The sequence below is a fragment of the Rhodanobacter sp. BL-MT-08 genome (genome assembly GCF_054161255.1).
Genome location: NZ_CP167872.1, coordinates 436,480 through 454,641, shown reverse-complemented (window position 1 = coordinate 454,641; position 18,162 = coordinate 436,480). Strand labels below are relative to the sequence as shown.

The following is an 18,162-nucleotide window of genomic DNA, read 5'->3' as shown; positions in this document are numbered from 1 at the left end:
AGGATCAGCGGCGCTTGCGGCGCCGCGCACATATATAGTTGAAAACACGCCGGAGCCGGGGCTGTCAAGCCCGAACTCGTGCGAAGCCACCGAGAACGGCGCAGTAACTGGGCTCAGCCGCCGACGGTGGATCAGCCCAGGCGCTGGTAGCGGTTTCCCGGCAGCGCCTCGACTTTTGCCTCCAGCTCGAGCATCAGAAGCATGGACGACAAGGCAGCCGCCGGCTGGCCGGTTCGCTGCACAAGTTCGTCCAACGTCGCCGGCTCGTGGCCAAGTTCGGCCCAGAGGCGTCGATATCCGTCATGCTTGCCTACGTTGGACGACGTGTTGAAACATGCCTCGTCGTCCGTTCCGACCGCCTCACCAACGATGCGTTCGCCGCCCTGCGCCAGTCGTTCGGCCAGATCGGCGCCAAGCATGCGCGCTGCGGGCGCCAATGTCTCGATAATTTCGGCGGCCGTTTCGACCAGGCGTGCGCCGTCACGGATCAGGCGATGGCATCCATGGGCCAGCGGATTGTGGATGGAGCCTGGCAGAGCGAACACGTCGCGGCCCTGCTCGGCGGCCAGTCGTGCGGTAATCAGCGAGCCCGACTGCAGCCCGGCCTCGATGACCAGGGTGCCCAGCGACAATCCGGCAATCAGCCGATTGCGTCGGGGAAAGTGGTCGGCACGCGCCGCGGTGCCCGGCGGAAATTCGCTGATCAGCGCGCCGTGCTCGGCGATGCGCTTGGCCAACGCGTGATGCTTGCGCGGATAGACCCGGTCGGGTCCCGTGCCGATCACCGCCAGCGTGGGAAAACCATTGTCCAGCGCGGCCAAGTGAGCGGCACCATCGATGCCGTCGGCCATGCCGCTGGTGACGGCGAGCCCCGCATGGCCCAGCGCCATGGCGAAGGCACGCGCATGCGCAAGCCCGCCGGTGCTGGCTCGACGCGCGCCGACAATCGCGACCTGCGGATACAGCAGCAGGCTTGCGTCGCCGATCACGAACAGCGCGGCCGGCGGCTGCGGAATGTTCTCCAGCTGGGGCGGGAAATCGGCGTCCGTGCAGCGCAGAAGTCGATGCGATGGCTGCGAAAGCCACGCCATGTCCTGGGCGATCCGGGCTTCATCAGGCTGGCGCAGCCACGCCCGCGCCGGCTCGCCAAGCGCCGGCTGCTGACGCAGAGTCGCAAGTGCCCGGCCGATCTTCCCATCGGCGGCCGCCAGCCGTTCGCGCAGGCCGCCCGGGCCAAGGCCGGGCGTGCGCAGTGCGATCATCCATGCGCGACATTCATCCGTCTCATTCATGCCCTGCAGTGTACGAACAGAGCACAAACAAAAACGGCGCGGTGATGGCCGCGCCGTTGCGTAGGAAAAACCCGTCAGCGCACCGACGTCAATCCGGCATGCGCAGCTCGTTGCCTTTCTCGATCGGCCGCAGGCCGTCCATTACCAGGCCGTAGCTGACGCGATCGAACGTGCGAAACACCATCACATGGCCAACGTATTCGGCCGGCAGGGTGACCTTTTTGCCGATGTCGCGATGCCAGCTGCTGCTCGCCACATCATCGCTGATCGTCTGACCCGGCTGATAGATCGAGTAGGTCTGACCGTTCTCCGCGCCGTCCTGCCTGCCGATCGACAGCACCACCACCTGATGCGGACCGACCGCATCCATCGCATCAGTAAAGCCGATCACGCGCGCATCCTTGGCGACCGACTGCGGCGGGTGCGGATAGTAGTACGGATCGTAGGGTGCGTCGTCGAGCGGCATGATGCGGTCGCCGGCACGGACATCGACGGTGGAGTTCAACAGCAGCAGTGTCGACGGGTCGCCCATGCGCAGCGTCTCTGCCGTGCCGATCACGCTGACCTCAACGCCGCGGTCGTCGCCCTTGCCGTAGTGACCGTCATTGCGGGTGTTTTCGTCCCATGGCGTCGTGAACACCGCCACGTTGTCATCGAGCTCGTGAGCGACCAGATCGCCCTTGCCCGAGCCATGCTCGTCAAAACTGCGGAAAAAATGTGATGGCCGCACGATGGCCCAGCGCTGCCCTGGCGCTCCCTGCAGGCCACGCACATAGATATTCTGGCCAGGGGTGCTGCGCAGCCGACCTTCTTCCAGGCCCACGATGTAGGGCGCGGTTTTGGCGGCGTTGGAATCGACCACCTCCATGTCCTTCAAAAAGGTCTGCAGCTGGGACAGGGGAATCGCCGGAATCGCCTGACCTTCGGCGTGCACGCTGGGCTCCAGCCGCAGGATCGGCCCACCGCTGCCGTTCATGAAGGACAGGTTGAGCACGTCGCCCGGATAGATAAGATGAGGATTACGCACCTGCGGGTTCGCCTGCCAGATTTCCGGCCACAGCCAGGGCTTGGCCAGGAACTTGGCGGAAATGCCCCAGAGCGTGTCGCCCCGCCGCACGGTGTAGCTGTCCGGGTGGTTGGCCCGCAGCTGTGCGCCCGCCGCATAGGCAGCCACAGTGACCAGCATGCCGGCCAGCAACACGGTTATTTTTCTGATCATTGGCGGGAATCCCCCTTCCCCAGGTGCTCAGTCGAGTGTAACCGAACCGTTAACCCACGCAACAGGCGCGAATTGGCAAAAATCGTCTGCGCCCGGGCGTTTGCCGACGTACAATGAGAAACATTCTAGATAGCGCCGGGGTGGGTTTTTGACCAAGCCGCCCGCATGTCTCGGCGCCGAGGTGAAAACCATGTCCCTGCTGACCATCATCGAGTTCCCCGATCCGCGTCTGCGCACCCGCGCCGAGCCGGTCACCGTGTTCGACGCCGAATTGAAGCAATTTGTCGCCGACCTGTTCGAAACCATGTACGACTCCAACGGGGTTGGCCTCGCCGCGACCCAGGTCAATGTGCACAAGCGCGTGCTGGTCGCCGACATGAGCGACGACCGCAAGGAGCCGCTGGCGCTGATCAACGCGCAGATTCTGGAAAAGGAGGGCTCGCAGGTTTATCAGGAGGGCTGCCTGTCGTTTCCCGGCCTGTATGCGGATGTGACCCGCGCGCTCAAGGTGAAGGTCAAGGCGCAGAACACGGCCGGTGAAGAGATCATCGTCGAGGCCGAAGGCCCGCTGGCTGTGTGCATTCAGCACGAGATGGATCACCTGGAAGGCAAGGTGTTCGTGGACTATCTCTCCTCGCTGAAGCGCAACCTGCTGCTCAAACGGCTGGAAAAGGCGCGCAAGCAGGCGGCGACCGCTTGAGTGAGCGCCCGCTGCGGCTGATCTTTGCCGGTACCCCCGAGTTCGCCGTTCCCTGCTTCGAAGCCTGCCGCGCCAGCGGCGCCGCCGTGGTGGCCGTCTATACGCAGCCGGATCGGCCGGCCGGCCGCGGCCGCAAGCTCACGCCCAGCCCGGTAAAGCAGGCGGCGCTGGCGGCGGGCATCGCCGTCGAGCAGCCGGAATCATTCAAGCCACCAGAGACCCGCAGGACGCTGTTGGACTATCAGCCGGATCTGCTGATCGTGGTCGCCTACGGCCTGATCCTCTCGCGCAAAGTGCTGGCAACGCCGCGCCTCGGCTGCTGGAACGTGCACGCCAGCCTGCTGCCGCGCTGGCGCGGTGCCGCGCCGATCCAGCGCGCGATCCTCGCCGGCGATAAGGAAAGCGGCGTCGATCTGATGCGGATGGAAGCCGGGCTCGATACCGGCCCGGTGATGCTGCAGCGGCGCACGCCGGTTGCCCTTGATGAAACCGGCGGCAGCCTGCACGACCGCCTCTCCCTGCTCGGTGCCGACGTGTTGGCCGAAGGCCTGCACCGCACGATGGCCGGGGAAGTCCTGGTAGCCACGCCGCAATCGGAAGACGGCGTCACCTACGCGCACAAGCTCGACAAGGCCGAGGCCCGGCTCGACCTCACTCGCCCGGCCGCCGAGCTGGGGCGAAAGGTCCGCGCGTTCAATCCCTGGCCCGTCGCCGAAGCCGAATTGGCGGGCGAGCCGCTGCGGATCTGGTCGGCGCTGGCGCTGGATCGCGAGCACGACGCTACGCCGGGCAGCGTGCTTGGCGCCAGTCGCGACGGCATCGACCTGGCCTGCGGTGAGGGCGTGCTGCGCATCACCGCGCTGCAGCGCGCCGGCGGCAAGCGCATCAGCGCGGCCGACTACCTCAACGCCCGCCCCGAACTGCGCGGCAGCCGATGACGGTCGATACCCGCGCGCTGGCCGCCCGATCGCTGGCCGAAGTGGCGATGCGCGGCGCCTCGTTGCGCGAAGTGATGGAGCGCAACGCGCCGAAGCTGCGCGATCCGCGCGACCGCGCGCTGCTGATGGCGCTGCTCAGCGAGGGCGCGCGCTGGTGGCTGCGCTTCGATGCGGCGATCGACCAGCTGCTGGAAAAGTCCCTTCGGCACAAGGATCCGGCCATCCACGCGCTGCTGGTGCTGGGCCTGGTGCAGTTGGAAATCCTGCAGCTGCAGGATTACGCCGCCGTGGCCGCCACCGTCCAAGCCACCCGCGCGCTGAAGCGCCCGCAGCTGGCCGGGCTGGTCAACGCCGTGCTGCGACGCTGGCAGCGCGAGCGCGAAAGCCTGATCGCGCGACTCGACGCCAAACCGCAGACGCGTCACGCCCATCCCGAGTGGCTGGCGAAGGCGCTGGCCCGAGACTGGCCGGAACAATCCGAAGCCGTCATGGCCGCCGACAACGTCGAGCCGCCGCTGATGCTGCGGGTCAATCGCCGGCGCATCGCGCGGGACGCGCTGCTCGCGCAGTTCGAGGCAGCGGGCTATGCCGCCACCGCGCACCGGTGGCTGGCGGATGCGCTCGTGCTGCCGCACAGCAGCGACGTCACCCGCATGCCCGGCTTCGAGGATGGGCTGTTCGCCGTGCAGGACGGCGCAGCTCAGGTCGCCGCCGATCTGGCCGACCTCAAGGACGGCATGCGCGTGCTCGACGCCTGCGCCGCGCCCGGCGGCAAGGCCTGCCACCTGCTCGAACGCGCGGACATCGACCTGACCGCGCTGGAGGTGGACGCGAAGCGCGGCGAGCGCATCCGCCAGAATCTGATGCGCCTGCGGCTGGATGCAAAAATCGTCATCGGCGACGCGGGCGCTCCGGCGGGCTGGTGGAAGCGGCAGCCGTTCGATCGCATCCTGATCGACGCGCCCTGCTCGGCCACCGGCGTGCTGCGCCGTCGGCCCGACGTGCGGCTGCATCGGCGCGAAAGCGATATCGCCGCCATGCACGAACAACAGCGCCGGATACTCTCGGCGCTGTGGCCGCTGCTGGCGCCCGGCGGGAGGCTGGTCTACATCACCTGCTCGGTGCTGCGCGCGGAAAACGAGGCCATCGTGGCCGAATTGCTCGCCCAGCAACCCGACGCGCACGCGCTGACGGTCACGCTGCCGGCAGGGCAAGCCGCGACGATCGGCTGGCAGATCCTGCCGAGCGACGGCGATCTGGACGGCATGTATTACGCCGTCGTGGAAAAGACCGTTGCCGCTGCCCACGATTGACCGCCGGCAGCGCGGCGAACGGCCGCCGTTCGTCTCGTCGCCAAGCAAAGTCGAAGGGCGTTTTGCGCATGATCGGCACCGCGCCACCACGATCTGCCACACCCCATGGCCGAGCGTGCTGGCGATGACGCTGTCGCTTAGCCAGCAACCCGACCACGGCGAACATCCAGCTATGCTCGCGTTGTTTCCAGACCGCCCAACGGAAGCCCCTCTGCCGTGAAGCCCCTGTCCCACGCCCGCCCGCTGTGCCTGCACAGTGCCCGCCGCGAACTGCTGCTGTTTGGCGTGTTCGCCCTGCTGCTGCTCGGCGTCGGTATCGGCCTGCGCGATCCCTGGCCGTCGGACGAGCCGCGCTTCGCGCTGGTGGCACGGCTGATGGTGGAACACGGCCAGTGGCTGTTTCCGCATCGCGGCGCCGAGCTGTATCCGGACAAGCCCCCGGTATTCATGTGGCTGCAGGCGCTGGGTTATTACCTCACCGGCAGCTGGCGCGTCGCCTTCATGCTGCCGTCGCTGGCCGCCGGGCTGGGCGCACTGGCGCTGACCTACGATCTGGCGCGCCGCCTCTGGAATCATCGCAGCGCGCTGCTGGCGGCGACCACGCTGCTGGTCACGATTCACTTCACTTACCAGATGCGCGATGCGCAGATCGATCCGCTCCTGCTGGGCTGGGTCACGCTGGCCAACTACGGCCTGCTGCGTCATCTGCTGCTGGGGCCTTCCTGGCGCTGGTTTGCGGTTGGCTGCTTTTTCGCGGGTGTGGGCGTGGCGACCAAGGGTGTCGGCGTGATCGCGCTGCTGATGCTGATTCCCTATGCGTTCGCCCGTCGCCGTCGCTGGCAGCATCTCGCCTGGCCCACCGGCGGCTGGCGCTGGGCCGGGGGACTGGCCCTGTTTTTTGTGCCGATCCTCGGCTGGCTCGTGCCGATGCTGCTGTCCGCGCATGCCGACGGCGATCCGCAGCACGCCGAGTACGTGCGCAACATCCTTTTCGGGCAGACCGTGCATCGCTACGCGGCGCCGAGCGGACACCTGCATTCGCCGTTTTTCTTCCTCGGCATTATCGTGTTCGACTGGCTGCCGCTGTCGCTGCTGCTGCCCTGGGCCTTGCCCGCATGGTGGCGACGGCTGAAGCGCCGCGACGCGCGGTTACTGTTGCCGCTCGGCTGGGCGGTACTGGTTGTGCTGTTTTTCTCGATCAGCCCGGGCAAGCGCGACGTCTACATCCTGCCCGCGCTGCCGATGACCGCGCTGGCGCTGGCACCGCTGCTGCCAGGGCTGCTGCGCCAGCGCGGAGTCCGCGTGCTGATCTTCGGGCTGACCCTGCTGCTGAGTGCCGGTATCAGCATCGCCGCGACTCTGGCGCTGGTGCGGCACCCGGCATGGGCAACCCGGATCGAGCAGAGCCTGGATCCACACATCTGGCGCCTGCTGCTGACTATCGGCGTGGCCGGTCTCGTCATCGTCGCGCTGACCCGCGTGCGTCGCGCCGCGATCGGCTGGCTGGCCTTCGTCGCCGTGCTGTGGAGCGTGTACGGGCTTTGGGGTTATCCGATGCTCAACGGCGATCGCTCGGCGAGCGACGTGATGCAGCGCGCGCGCGCCATCGCCGCACCGCAGGCCACCATCGGCCTGCTCGCCTGGAAGGAGCAGAACCTGCTGATGGCGCAGGGTCCGGTCGCCGAGTTCGGATTCCTGAAGCCCTGGCCGGAGCAGTACGCCGACGCCATCGCCTGGCAGCGCGCCGACCCATCACAACGCTGGATATTCAGTCTCGACACCGCGATGGGCCAATGCGTCGACCGCAAGAAAGCCACTTACGTGGGCCACGCCAATCGCCGCGAATGGTGGATGTTCAAGGCCGACGCGGTACGGCCACGCTGCGTGCCGCACGGCAGCGAAAACAGCGACGGCGATGCCGACTGAGGCTTAACGAGCGGCGAGCAGATCGAAGTAAGCGGCTTCGGTGCGTGCGACGAATCGTTCCAGCCCAAAGTCACTCTGCGCATGCTCGCGCGCGGCCGCGCCCATTCGCGGCAGGTCCGTTCGCCGCTCCAGCAGGCGCTGCAAGCGAGCCGCCATGGCCCGGTGATCGCGCGGAGGCACCAGCCAGCCGTCCACCTCGGGGCGGATATTCTCCGGCAGACCGGCGTACTCGCTGACCAGCACCGGTTTGCCCATCGCCATCATTTCGCGGCAGGCAAAGGAAATCGTCTCGACATCCCACGACAGCACAAAACCCGCATCGATCGCTGCCAGAGCCGGCCGCACGTCGTCCAGCAAGCCGGGAAAGTGCACCTGGTCACTCAGGCCCAGCGCGGCGATGCGCTGCTGGTTGGCAAGCTCCGGCGGACGTCCGGCAATCAGCAGATGCACTTGCGCACGCAGCTCTGGCGGCAACAACGCCAGCGCCTCGACCAGATCCATCCAGCCCTTGTAGCTTGCCGTCCCCGCGCTGCTGCCGAGCAGCAGCGCGGGGACGTCACCGAGCCAGCGCCGGCGCTGCGCAAACGCATCGGCGTCTGGCCATGGTGTGAAATGGCCGATGTCGACGCCGTTGTGCACCGTCTTCAATCGGCAGCGTCGATACGCCGAAGCCGCCAGGGCGCGAAAGGTGAAGTCGCACACCGCAATCACCATGTTGGTGCCGCGCCGGGCGCGCCACCAGTGTCCCAGGCCAGTGATGGCCTTGGAGTTGTGCTTGGTCAGGACGATTGGCGGGCGCCGCGGCAGGCCCCGCGCGGCCGCCATGACCAGCCGATGGTCAGCGGAACCGTTCACGTGGACAAGGTCGAACGCGTTTTCCTGCAGCCGCTTGAAGAGCTGCCGGCGCGCCCGTCGGCGCGCGGCCAGCCTGTTGAGCCCGTTGGGGAACGGCTGCGCCCAGGCACGCACACGGGTTTCCGTGCTGGCCTCACGGTAAAGCCGGCTCGCCGGCGGCGCGGCCACGTGCACCTCGTGTCTCGCCGCAAGCGCCTTGGCCAACGTAATCACATACGTGGTGTGGCCGCCCCCGTCACCTTCATGGAAATTGGTGAACAGGATTTTCAAGGCCTCGACCCTTGCGGGCCCGGCAAACGCCCGCGCTGGAGAATGGACTGGGCAAACAACATGAACGCGGCTGTTATCGCTTCGAAAAGTGGTGCCCGTCGAACTATCCGCCTAAAGTACCATGCCCGAACTCAAGGCTAGTGCTGAAGACCCAAAACCTTCGTGCAGCACAGGGAGATGGCTTAACCGGAAAGGAGCAGGCGTGGACGCAAGAACGAACGCATGGTGGCTGGGCTTCTTGTCCGTACTGGTTGCCCTGATGCCACTCTCGTTCTCGGTGTCCCTGCATGCCAAAGCCCTGCCGGCGCTCTTGTTGCTGATCGCCGGCCTGTTTCTGCTTTTCAGCCGCGCGAGCACGCGCGCCAGCTACCGCCTGGCGTGGCCGATCACGGCTGTATGCGCTCTGGCCGTGGTCTACACGGCGCTCAACATTCTTGGTCATGGGCTGGGCTGGGACGCGTTCGACCTGCCTTCGCATATCCTGCTTTACATGGCCACCGCCGCCGTTTTCAGCCTGCCGCTGCGCATGCGCTGGGTCTGGCTTGGCTTCAGCGCCACGGCGGTCTTCCTCGGCATGGTCTGTGTGGTGCAGCACTTCGTGTTGAGGATTGATCGGGCCTTCGGTCTGAATGGCGGCGACTGGGGAGCGATCGAATTTGCCATGGTGCTGCTAGTGCTCTCGCTCAGCGGATGGCTGCAGCTTTTCTACGCGAGCAGTCGTTATCCGGAGAAAATCGTGCACGGCGTGGGCGCGGCCTTCGGTATGTATGGCGCCATGCTGACCCAGAGCAGGGGACCGCTGCTGGCCTTCGTCCCTGTACTCCTCTTCATGCTGCTGATTTACGCGCGCCGCACCGGCCGCTGGTTGCGCGCCGGCGTCTTCCTGATAGCAATCCTGGGCGGCGGCGCACTGGCGGCCAACAGCGTCCGCAATGTCAGCGTTCCGGCCGCTGCGGCGGTTACAGCCCGAGCTTTCCCCGTCAGTCCGGCACCGCGAGTGGTCAGCGCGCCTGAGGCTGGAGACATCAGCCCCTCGCCGCGAAAGGCCGGGTCAGCCGGGAATCGCGTCGCCATTGTGTCGCCGGCCAATCCATCCGCCGCAGCCAGCTCACCTTCCGTCTTTGTTAAGCGTTTTGCTGACGTGCGTTCGGAGATGACCAGCTACAACTCCAAGACCGATGCGCGCGGCGCTATACGCGAGCGCCTTGAGATGTGGCACACGGCGGGCCACGCCTTTATGGAGCATCCCTGGGCCGGCGTGGGAATCGACCGGTTCGGAATGTACGCGCGCCAGCAGGTGGCTGAGGCACATGCCAATGCGGCCATTGCGAAATACGAACACCCGCACAACGAGTATCTCGAGGCGGCGGCAACCGGCGGCGTGCCTGGCCTGTTGGTGATCCTGCTGATTTTTGCCGTGCCTTTCGTTCATTTTACCCGTCACGCCCTGCATGCTCCGCATGGCGAGATCATTCCCGCGTGCGTGGGCGCGGCGACCGTCAGCATGTATGCCTTGTGTGGATTGACGGACAACGTGTTCTATCGCGCCATGCCGCATTCGCTGTACTTTTTCCTGGTGCTGGGCTTGGCGGTCTGGCTCGGCGGACGTAAATCATCGACGGAGGTCGCGCCGCTTGTCTGATCAGACGCCACGGACGTGCATCAACCTGATCGGCTGGGACAACGGCCGTGGTCTCAGCCATGACCTGCGCCTGCTGCGCGAGACGCTCGCGCAGCAGGGCCACGATGTGCACGTGACCTCGGTGGGGCCGAAGCGCCGGCGCTGGTCGCCGCGTGCCGTGTGGATCCGTTTGCAGCTGCTGTGGCAGTCGTTGCGGCAAGGCGATCGCCTGCGCTGGAAATTCGACGTCAACATCATGCTCGAGCATGTGCAGCCGGCTTACTTCGCCACCGCATACCGAAACTTCTTCATACCCAATCCGGAATGGCTGTCCAAAAGGGATGAACGGCATCTACACCGCTTCGAGGCAGTGCTGGCCAAAACGAGAGTCGCTGCTGCGACCTTCCAGGCGCGCGGCCTTCCGACCCGTTACATCGGCTTCCGGAGTACGGATTGCCTCATAGCTGAAACGCCGCGAGAGCCGCACTTCCTGCATCTGGCCGGCGCCAGCCGGATGAAGGGCACCGCGCGCCTGCTGGCGGTGTGGCGCCGTCATCCCGAGTGGCCGCCCTTGCTGGTCCTGCAGTCACCGCAGACAGCGACGGGCATGCCCACCACACCGGACCACGGCAACGTGCGCCATCGCGTGGCCACCCTGCGCGACATCGGAGAAATCCGCAGCCTGCAGAACGGCCACCTCTTCCACCTGTGCCTGTCCGAAGCCGAAGGCTGGGGTCATTACATCGCCGAAGCGATGAGCTGCGGCGCAGTGGCAATCACCTGCGATGCGCCGCCGATGAACGAACTGGTGCGCCCGGACCGCGGCATGCTGGTGGCGGCCAGCGCTGCCGGGCCGTTGAATGCAGCAACCCGCTACCATTTTGACGAAGCGGCGCTCGAAGCCGCGGTGGAACGCGCGCGCCTGATGGATCGAACAGAATGCAAGGCGCTCGGTAGCGCTGCCCGCCTCTGGTTCGAAACCAATCAACAGCGCTTCGGCAAGCTGCTGCAGGATGCGCTGCAGCCCCGGCTGCATGACGAGCGCGCTGCCGTTCGATGGCAGGACGTCAAATCGCCCGGTAAGTGAGGCACTGGGTAGCCGGTTCAGCCGCCCCTGGGCTGGCCGTTGGCCCGGGATCCAAACAGAATCGCCAGCATGTGTTCGAAGCGCTTCCACCATGGCGCACGCCCTCTCATGGCGAGCGCCGCATAGCGCTTGGTTTCAGCCCACAACGGATCCGGCTTGGTTTTGTACTCCAGCTTGGACAGTTCGATACACGACTCGTCCAATCCCGCCACCCGTGCGTAGTAGCCGATCAATCCGCGCGAGCGCAACCGGTTGGTATACGCCACTGTAGCGCTGCGATTGGACCACCAGCCGTTTTTCCCGTGGATGCGGTAATCAACGCATCCGGTCGGCAGGTAATATTTTCTGGCGCCGAGCACGCTGGCACCGAAGACCAGGCAGTTGTCCGCCGAAAGGCGCCAGGTCTCGCGAAAACTGTCAGGCACCTCGACGACCTTTCTCGCCCAGACGGCGCGCATCGACAAGGCCGACGTCGGTGCGCCATACCAGCGTGTGAGCGCGTAGGTGATCACCGCGGTGTAACCGAGGTCGACGGCGGTGTGATGAAAACCCACCACCTTGTTCTCCTCGCCGAAATGCTTCATGTCGGTGAAGACGAAATCGACATCGCGGCGGGTGTCGTAGAGCTCGCCCAGGCGCGCGAGATAGTCCGGCGCCCAGCGATCGTCGGAATCCAGAAAGCACACGACGTCGGCGTCGATCTTCGCCACACCCCGCTGAAAGGCTTCCAGCTGACCGCCATTGCTGCCGCATATCAGCTCCACGCGATCATCCGCGCCAAAGTGTTCGTTCAGCAAAACGTCCGAGCCATCGGTGGAGCCGTCGTCGACCACGACGACTTGCACCGGCCCTCGGCTCTGCGCCAGCGCGCTCTGCACGGCTTCAACCACGAAGTCGCGGTAGTTGTAGCTGGTGACGACCACCGCGAAGCGCGTCGCTGGCTGGCTCATGCAAACATTCCCAACGGCAACTCGGTGGAAAAAAATCGACAAGGCGGCAGCCCGAAGCGGACGCAGAGGGTGATCCGGCTGTCGAAGGTGTTCATCGGCGGGCATTCTCCCATGATCGCCGCCGGGCTTCGGCAAGCGGGCGCAGCAACGCGGGTAAAGTTACGTCAAAGACACGAAGGCCGGATCGGCATCATACCTAACTGGAGAGTCGGGAACCGGCCCTGACGATCCGCGCCGGCCGGCTGCGGTCAGGTCGATCGGCTAGAATCCGCCGCATGTCCACCCTACCGCTCACCCTCGTCGTCATCACCCACAACGAGGCCGACGTCATCGCGCGCTGTCTGGACAGCGTGCCGTTTGCCGCCGAGAAGCTGGTGGTCGACAGCGGCAGCGACGACGACACGGTAGCGATCGGTCGGGCTCATGGCGCCCGCGTGGTGCAGCAGGACTGGCTCGGCTTCGGCGCACAGCGCAACTTTGCCACCACCCAGTGCAGCTACCCATGGATACTCGCGCTGGACGCCGACGAAACGCTCACCCCCGAACTGGCCGCCGAACTGCAGCAGCAATTGCCGGTGCTGATGGCCGGCGACACGCCGGCCGTCTACCTTCGCCGCAGCACGATCTACATGGGTCGCCCGATGCGCTGGTACCGCCCGGCCGTCGGCGAAAAACTGGCGCGTTTGTACCACCGCGACCGCGCCCGCTGGACCGACGCCCGCGTGCATGAATCGCTGCGCTTCGAGGGCGACGCACCAACGTTGAGCGCGCCGTTCAATCACATCAACAACCCGACCCTGCCGCACAAGCAGCTCAAGGTACTGCGCTATGCCGAGCTGAAATGCCGCGACTGGCTCGAGAAAGGCAAGCCCGTGCGCATGTGGCAGGCGCCGTTCGTGTTTGCGCTGGCCTTCATCAAGGACTATTTCTTTCGGCTGGCCTTCCTCGACGGCTGGCGCGGTTTCATGATCGCGCACACGGCCGCCAGCTACGCGATCTACAAGCGCATGCGCTATTACGAAATGCGCCACAACCCGGAGTCGATGGATCGGGCGGCCACACTTCTCACCCGCCACGGCATCGATCGTTGATGAGCAACACGACCCCTTCAATCCCATCTTCTGCAGCAGTTCCGAAGCACTATCTGCTGTACGGCTCGGAGCGCTATGCGCTGGCAATTCTTCGCCCCGTGCAGGAGGCCATCCGCGCCCGCGGCCACGAGGCAGCCTGGTTTTTCGATGGGCCCGGCGCCGAGGACCTGGTCGACGGCGAGCGACTGTTGACAGTGGCACAGGTGCGCGCATGGAATCCGATCGCGGTGATCACCTCCAGCAACCACCTGCCGCATTTCTTTCCCGGCGTAAAGGTGGAAACCTTCCACGGCTTCGATGCGGGCAAGCCACGGCATGTCTACGTGCGCGGCTTCTTCGACCTGTACTGCACCACCGGCCCGCGCGATACCAAGGCGTTCGGTGATGTTGCGGCCAAGCTCGGCCATTTCACCGTGACCGAAACCGGCTGGCCCAAGCTCGACCCGTTCATGCGCGAGATCACCGGCGCGCTGCCCGCGGTGCGCGAACCGCCGGTGATTCTTTATCACTCGACGTTTTCGCCCTCGTGGAGCGCCGCCGATACCCTGTATGAGGAAGTGAAGCGACTCTCGCGCGACGGCCGCTGGCGCTGGATCGTCACCTTTCATCCGAAGATGAATCCCGAGACGCGCGCGCGTTACAAGGCGCTGCAGAACGAGTATCTGCGCTTTGCCGAGAACGACAATATTCTCGACCTGTTTCCGCAGGTCGACATGATGTGTTCGGATACCTCCTCGGCGCTGAGCGAATTCCTGCTCACCGGCAAACCGGTGGTGACGTTCAAGAATCGCCGGCCCGGGCCGCAGCTGATCGACATCGACGATCCTGCCCAGTTCGAACCGGCGATCGAACGTGCGCTGGCAAGGCCGCCGGCGCTGATGCAGGCGATTCGCGAATTCGCCGACGCGATCCACCCCTATCGCGACGGTCGGTCCAGCGAACGCGTGCTCGATGCGATCGACGCCTTCATCGCAGCTGGGGCGCGCAACCGGCGGCCCAAGCCGTGGAATCCGTGGCGCAAACTGAAGCTGCGCCGGCGCATCGGTTACTGGGGTCCGGCATGATTCCCTGCGCGCCGACCGCGCGACAAACGTGGGCACGGCTCGCGCAGGCTAGAATCTGCACCTGAATCCCCACGAGCACGCCTGTGTCCCCGAGCGCCAATAGCCGTACCGAAACCCTGCGCGCGCTGTGGCCGTGGCTGCCGCTGTGGACCCTGGTGGCGCTGCTGGCGATTTTTTCGCACGGCCCGATGCCGCTGTACTCCACCCGCACACTCGCCGTGGCCTGGGAGATGTGGAGCCACGGCCACTGGCTGGTGCCGGCAATCAACGGCGAGCCGTACAGCGAGAAGGCGCCGCTGCTGTTCTGGCTGATCCACGCCGGCTGGTTTGCTTTCGGCGTCAGCGACGTGTGGCCGCGCGTGCTCGAGGTGCTGATCGGCGGCACGCAGCTGGTGCTGGTGTCGGTGCTGGCGCGCCGGCTGTTTCCAAGCCGTCCATGGATCGCCCGTGGCGCGCCGTGGATGCTGCTGGCGCTGAGCTACGCGTTTCTGTTCGGCCAGCAGATCATGTACGACGTGCTGCTGGCAACGTGGGCGCTGGCCGCGCTGCTGTGCCTGACGCCCAGGATCGATCGCGCCGAGCCGCGCTGGCTGCTGTTCGGTTTGTGCATCGGCGCCGGCCTGCTGACCAAGGGGCCGGTGATGTTGCTGCACGTGCTGTTTCCCTGGTTGCTGGGGCCGCTGTGGAACACCTGGGCGCGCGAACACCGCGCGCGCTGGTACGGCCGCGGCCTGCTTGCCGTAGTGCTCGGCGGCGCGGTGCTGCTGGCGTGGGCGTTGCCAGCCGGTTTCTCCGGCGGTGAGGCGTATCGGCAGCGGCTGTTCTTCACCCAGACCGCCGGCCGCGTCGTGAAAGGACTGCAGCATGCCGAACCGCTGCAGAGCCACGCGCATCCGTCGTGGTGGTATCTGATCTATCTGCCGGTGCTGATGTTTCCTTTCAGCGCGTGGCCGCGTGCCAGCGTCGCGCTGGTCATCGCCCTGTTTCAAAAACCTTGGCGCAGCGGCATGCGGATCGGGCTGGGGCTGATGGCGACTGCCATGCTGGGCCTGCTTTCCTTGCTGGCGTTTCGCTGGCACGCGCCGCAGCTGGAGCATCTGCTCGTGGTGCTGTTGCTGCTGCCGCTGCTGGTGGTGCTGCTGCGTCAGCCGCTGGAGCCTGGCCTGCATTTTCTGCTGTGCTGGCTGCTGCCGAGCTTTCTGGTCTTTTCGCTGATCAGCGGCAAGCAGGCGTACTACCCGCTGCCCGAGTTTGGCGGGGGCGCCATGCTGATCGTTGCGACGGTCGCAATACTGCGCGAACGGCGCCCGGTGCTGGCCGACAACCCCTGGCTGGGCACCTGGCCGCTCGGCATCGGCGGGATAATTTTTGCGGCGTTCCTGTTTGCGCTGCCCAACCTGGTGGCGGGCAACCATCTACACGGTGAGTGGTTCGATGGTCCGGCGGCGTACAGCCGTTCGTTCGGCGTGGCGTTTTTGCTGCTCGGCGCGCTGCTGCTGGTGCGCGGCCGCGGCGAAATGCGCCGGCTTGCGGTGGCGAGCCTGATCGCGACGCTGGCGCTCAATACGCTGTTCACCCTGGCGATATGGCCGAAATACGATCTGGCGCCGTCGTCGCGACTGCTGGGTGAGGCCGACATCGCGCAACATCCCATCGGTTATGTCGGCAACTACGACGGCCAGTTTCATTTCGAAGGGCGCCTGCTGCACCCGATCACCGAGCTGTTCGGTGAGCAGGCGGTCAGGGATTTTGCCCGTACGCATCCGGACGCCCTGATCGTCGATCACCCCGAAAAGCTCGACCCTCACGCGCTGCACTATGCGCTGCTGGTTCAGCCGTTTCGCTCTTCGTGGATGGTGATCTGGCCGGCCGCGTCACTGGCCGACCTATATTCGGGACGTACGCCGCCGGAACCGGCACAGCCGACCAGGGTTTACCCGATTCCGGACGGCCGCTACCGGTCTCAGCCGTGAGCACCCGCGCCGATGAATGAGCAACGCATCGCGGGGCTGCGCCTGCAGTGCGGTGGTCCGCGCGACGGCGCGCTGCTGCGTTTTTCGCTGGGCAGCGCACTGCTGTCCGATGGCGATACCCTGGCTGCCGTGCAAGAACTGCAGCGCGCTGTGTCGTTCGATCCGGCCTACTCGGCGGCGTGGAAGCTTCTCGGCAAGGCCAGCCTGGATGCGGGCGAGCCGGAAGCGGCGGCCGAGGCGTGGCGCAGCGGCATCGATGCCGCCATCAAGCGCGGCGACAAGCAGGCCGAGAAAGAGATGACCGTCTTTCTGCGTCGTCTGGAAAAACCCAAGCCCCCGGAAAGCTGAGGCCGCCAGCAGACCCGGCACCGGGGTTGCGTCGATGCGGCGCGGGTCAACCGTTCTGCCTGTCGTACGGGCTGGGACGATCGTCCGCCGAGTAGCGTTTGTACTGCCACTGATACTGCGCAAAGGCGAGCTCGACGCAGTTCTGCACGCCCTGATTCAGGGCCGCGCAGGCCATGGTCAGGTCGGTGTCGATGATGGTGTCGGGAGCCTGCAGCAGGTGCACGCGATATCCCGCGCCATCGGCAAGCCTTTCGGCGAAGGCGAACAGCACCGTCGCCCCGGTGCGTGCCGCCAGTCGCGGCAGCAGCACCATGGTCAGCGCATCGCGGCCGAAGAAGGGCGCAAATTCGCCTTCGCCAGCGCGCGGCTTCTGGTCCGGCAGGATGCCTACCGTGCGGCCCGCAGCAAGCCGCTTGTACAGGGTGCGCACGCCGGCACCGTCGGCCCGCACCTGCTCGGGCGCCAGCGCGCCGCGCACCTTGCGCAGCAGGCCTTCCACGGCGGCGATGCGCGGCGGGCGATACAGAATGGCCATCGGCGTCTTGCGGCACAGCCAGTAATTGAGCAGCTCCCAGCAACCCAGATGCGGCGCGGCGATGATGACGCCCTTGCCGGTGGCCAGCGCCGCATCGAGCAGCGCCTCGCCGCGCACCTCGCGAATCAGAGCGAGCGCGCGCTCCGCACCGCCGCCCCAGATTTTCGCCAGTTCGACCACCGACTTGCCGCTCTCGATCATCAACTCGCGCAGCAGGTTCGCCTGCGCGGCCTCATCAAGCTCCGGCCGCACGATGCGCAGATTCACTGCGGTGTTCTGCACGGTGCGGTTGTTGCGCTTCAATACCAGCAGGCCCAGCCCGCTGCCGATGCGGTGCAGTACGCGCAGGGGCAACTGGCCGATCAGGCGCAGGAGGAAATAAACGAGGATCATGTCGGCACGCATCGGCACAGTTTACGGGACCACGCCCCGCCTGACTTCGCAAAAGAAGGCGGCATGCTCGCGCTTCCGTTGATCGCCGGGCGGCTTTAAGCTCGAAAAACCATTCGACAAACGGCCCTCATGATTGCCCTGATCCAGCGCGTCCAATCCGCCCGCGTCGATGTGGGCGATGAGCTTGTCGGTCGCATCGACGCGGGCCTTCTTGCCCTGGTCGCCGTGCAGCCGGACGATGGCGAAATCCAGACCCGGCGAATGCTGGAGCGACTGCTCGGTTATCGTGTGTTCGCCGACGACAGTGGCCGGATGAATCGCTCGCTGAAGGACACCGGCGGTGGCCTGCTGCTGGTCAGTCAGTTCACCCTGGCGGCGGACACCCGCGCCGGCATGCGTCCCAGCTTCACCAGCGCAGCGCCGCCCGAACACGGCCGGCGCTGGTTCGACCGCTTGGTGGAACTGGCCAGAGTTGCGCATCCAGGGGTGGAAACCGGCCGCTTCGGTGCCCATATGATGGTTCAGATGGTCAACGATGGACCGGTCACGTTCTGGCTCGAGACTAACTAAACGCAGCGGAACGAAGG

17 protein-coding genes are annotated in these 18,162 nt (G+C 65.9%); 12 read left to right on the top strand and 5 right to left on the bottom strand.

Features of this window, described 5'->3' with window-relative positions:
• Nucleotides 1-131: 131 nt before the first annotated feature.
• Together dprA and ACDK93_RS01835 are read right to left on the bottom strand one after the other, a co-directional pair.
• Nucleotides 132-1,292, bottom strand: coding sequence for a DNA-processing protein DprA (gene dprA, locus ACDK93_RS01840; RefSeq protein WP_458070888.1), 1,161 nt, complete (start codon nucleotides 1,290-1,292; stop codon nucleotides 132-134).
• Nucleotides 1,293-1,380: 88 nt separating this feature from the next.
• Nucleotides 1,381-2,511: a LysM peptidoglycan-binding domain-containing protein gene (locus ACDK93_RS01835; RefSeq protein WP_458070887.1), complete on the bottom strand. Its 1,131-nt coding sequence runs from the start codon at nucleotides 2,509-2,511 to the stop codon at nucleotides 1,381-1,383.
• A 190-nt stretch (nucleotides 2,512-2,701) separates the two neighbouring features.
• Between ACDK93_RS01835 and def the strand changes: the two genes are divergently transcribed.
• From def to ACDK93_RS01810, 5 genes are read left to right on the top strand one after another with little or no spacing between them, the layout of a single operon-like run.
• The gene (def, locus tag ACDK93_RS01830) at nucleotides 2,702-3,211 is read left to right on the top strand and encodes a peptide deformylase (RefSeq protein WP_458070886.1); all 510 of its coding nucleotides are present in this window, start codon (nucleotides 2,702-2,704) and stop codon (nucleotides 3,209-3,211) included.
• Entirely contained in the window at nucleotides 3,208-4,149 is a 942-nt protein-coding gene (gene fmt / locus ACDK93_RS01825; RefSeq protein ID WP_458070885.1) for a methionyl-tRNA formyltransferase, read from the top strand. Before def ends, fmt begins: the two co-directional genes overlap by 4 nt.
• Nucleotides 4,146-5,462, top strand: a complete 1,317-nt coding sequence (rsmB, locus tag ACDK93_RS01820; protein ID WP_458070884.1) for a 16S rRNA (cytosine(967)-C(5))-methyltransferase RsmB — start codon at nucleotides 4,146-4,148, stop codon at nucleotides 5,460-5,462. Before fmt ends, rsmB begins: the two co-directional genes overlap by 4 nt.
• Complete coding sequence (locus ACDK93_RS01815; protein WP_458070883.1) at nucleotides 5,443-5,682, top strand: hypothetical protein; 240 nt, start codon at nucleotides 5,443-5,445, stop codon at nucleotides 5,680-5,682. The genes rsmB and ACDK93_RS01815 overlap by 20 nt, the downstream gene beginning before the upstream one ends.
• Nucleotides 5,679-7,388 (top strand): ArnT family glycosyltransferase, encoded by a 1,710-nt coding sequence (locus ACDK93_RS01810; RefSeq protein WP_458070882.1) that lies wholly within the window; start codon nucleotides 5,679-5,681, stop codon nucleotides 7,386-7,388. Before ACDK93_RS01815 ends, ACDK93_RS01810 begins: the two co-directional genes overlap by 4 nt.
• Before the next feature lie 3 nt (nucleotides 7,389-7,391).
• Here the strand turns inward: ACDK93_RS01810 and ACDK93_RS01805 are convergent, their stop codons facing one another.
• Nucleotides 7,392-8,513, bottom strand: a complete 1,122-nt coding sequence (locus ACDK93_RS01805) for a glycosyltransferase family 4 protein (RefSeq protein WP_458070881.1) — start codon at nucleotides 8,511-8,513, stop codon at nucleotides 7,392-7,394.
• A gap of 121 nt (nucleotides 8,514-8,634) precedes the next feature.
• On the opposite strand from ACDK93_RS01805, the gene ACDK93_RS01800 reads away from it, so the two are divergent.
• Together ACDK93_RS01800 and ACDK93_RS01795 are read left to right on the top strand one after the other, a co-directional pair.
• On the top strand, nucleotides 8,635-10,155 hold the full coding sequence (locus ACDK93_RS01800) for an O-antigen ligase family protein (RefSeq protein WP_458070880.1): 1,521 nt from the start codon (nucleotides 8,635-8,637) through the stop codon (nucleotides 10,153-10,155).
• A complete protein-coding gene (locus ACDK93_RS01795; protein WP_458070879.1) occupies nucleotides 10,148-11,221 on the top strand; it encodes a glycosyltransferase in 1,074 nt (357 codons plus the stop codon). Before ACDK93_RS01800 ends, ACDK93_RS01795 begins: the two co-directional genes overlap by 8 nt.
• Nucleotides 11,222-11,238: 17 nt before the next feature.
• On the opposite strand, the gene ACDK93_RS01790 is transcribed toward ACDK93_RS01795, so the two are convergent.
• A complete protein-coding gene (locus tag ACDK93_RS01790) occupies nucleotides 11,239-12,171 on the bottom strand; it encodes a glycosyltransferase family 2 protein (protein WP_458070878.1) in 933 nt (310 codons plus the stop codon).
• Between the two features lie 275 nt (nucleotides 12,172-12,446).
• Here ACDK93_RS01790 and ACDK93_RS01785 point away from each other — a divergent pair, with 275 nt between their 5' ends.
• From ACDK93_RS01785 to ACDK93_RS01770, 4 genes are all read left to right on the top strand, one after another.
• Entirely contained in the window at nucleotides 12,447-13,262 is an 816-nt protein-coding gene (locus ACDK93_RS01785) for a glycosyltransferase family 2 protein (RefSeq protein ID WP_458070877.1), read from the top strand.
• The gene (locus tag ACDK93_RS01780; RefSeq protein ID WP_458070876.1) at nucleotides 13,262-14,326 is read left to right on the top strand and encodes a CDP-glycerol glycerophosphotransferase family protein; all 1,065 of its coding nucleotides are present in this window, start codon (nucleotides 13,262-13,264) and stop codon (nucleotides 14,324-14,326) included. The genes ACDK93_RS01785 and ACDK93_RS01780 overlap by 1 nt, the downstream gene beginning before the upstream one ends.
• Before the next feature lie 83 nt (nucleotides 14,327-14,409).
• Nucleotides 14,410-16,299 carry an ArnT family glycosyltransferase gene (locus tag ACDK93_RS01775; protein ID WP_458070874.1) on the top strand — a complete coding sequence of 630 codons (1,890 nt, stop codon included), beginning with the start codon at nucleotides 14,410-14,412 and terminating at the stop codon, nucleotides 16,297-16,299.
• Between the two features lie 12 nt (nucleotides 16,300-16,311).
• Nucleotides 16,312-16,647, top strand: coding sequence for a hypothetical protein (locus tag ACDK93_RS01770; protein WP_458070873.1), 336 nt, complete (start codon nucleotides 16,312-16,314; stop codon nucleotides 16,645-16,647).
• A gap of 46 nt (nucleotides 16,648-16,693) precedes the next feature.
• On the opposite strand, the gene ACDK93_RS01765 is transcribed toward ACDK93_RS01770, so the two are convergent.
• A complete protein-coding gene (locus ACDK93_RS01765; RefSeq protein ID WP_458070872.1) occupies nucleotides 16,694-17,587 on the bottom strand; it encodes an LpxL/LpxP family acyltransferase in 894 nt (297 codons plus the stop codon).
• Between the two features lie 117 nt (nucleotides 17,588-17,704).
• Here ACDK93_RS01765 and dtd point away from each other — a divergent pair, with 117 nt between their 5' ends.
• Nucleotides 17,705-18,145 carry a D-aminoacyl-tRNA deacylase gene (gene dtd / locus ACDK93_RS01760; RefSeq protein WP_458070871.1) on the top strand — a complete coding sequence of 147 codons (441 nt, stop codon included), beginning with the start codon at nucleotides 17,705-17,707 and terminating at the stop codon, nucleotides 18,143-18,145.
• Nucleotides 18,146-18,162 lie beyond the last annotated feature (17 nt).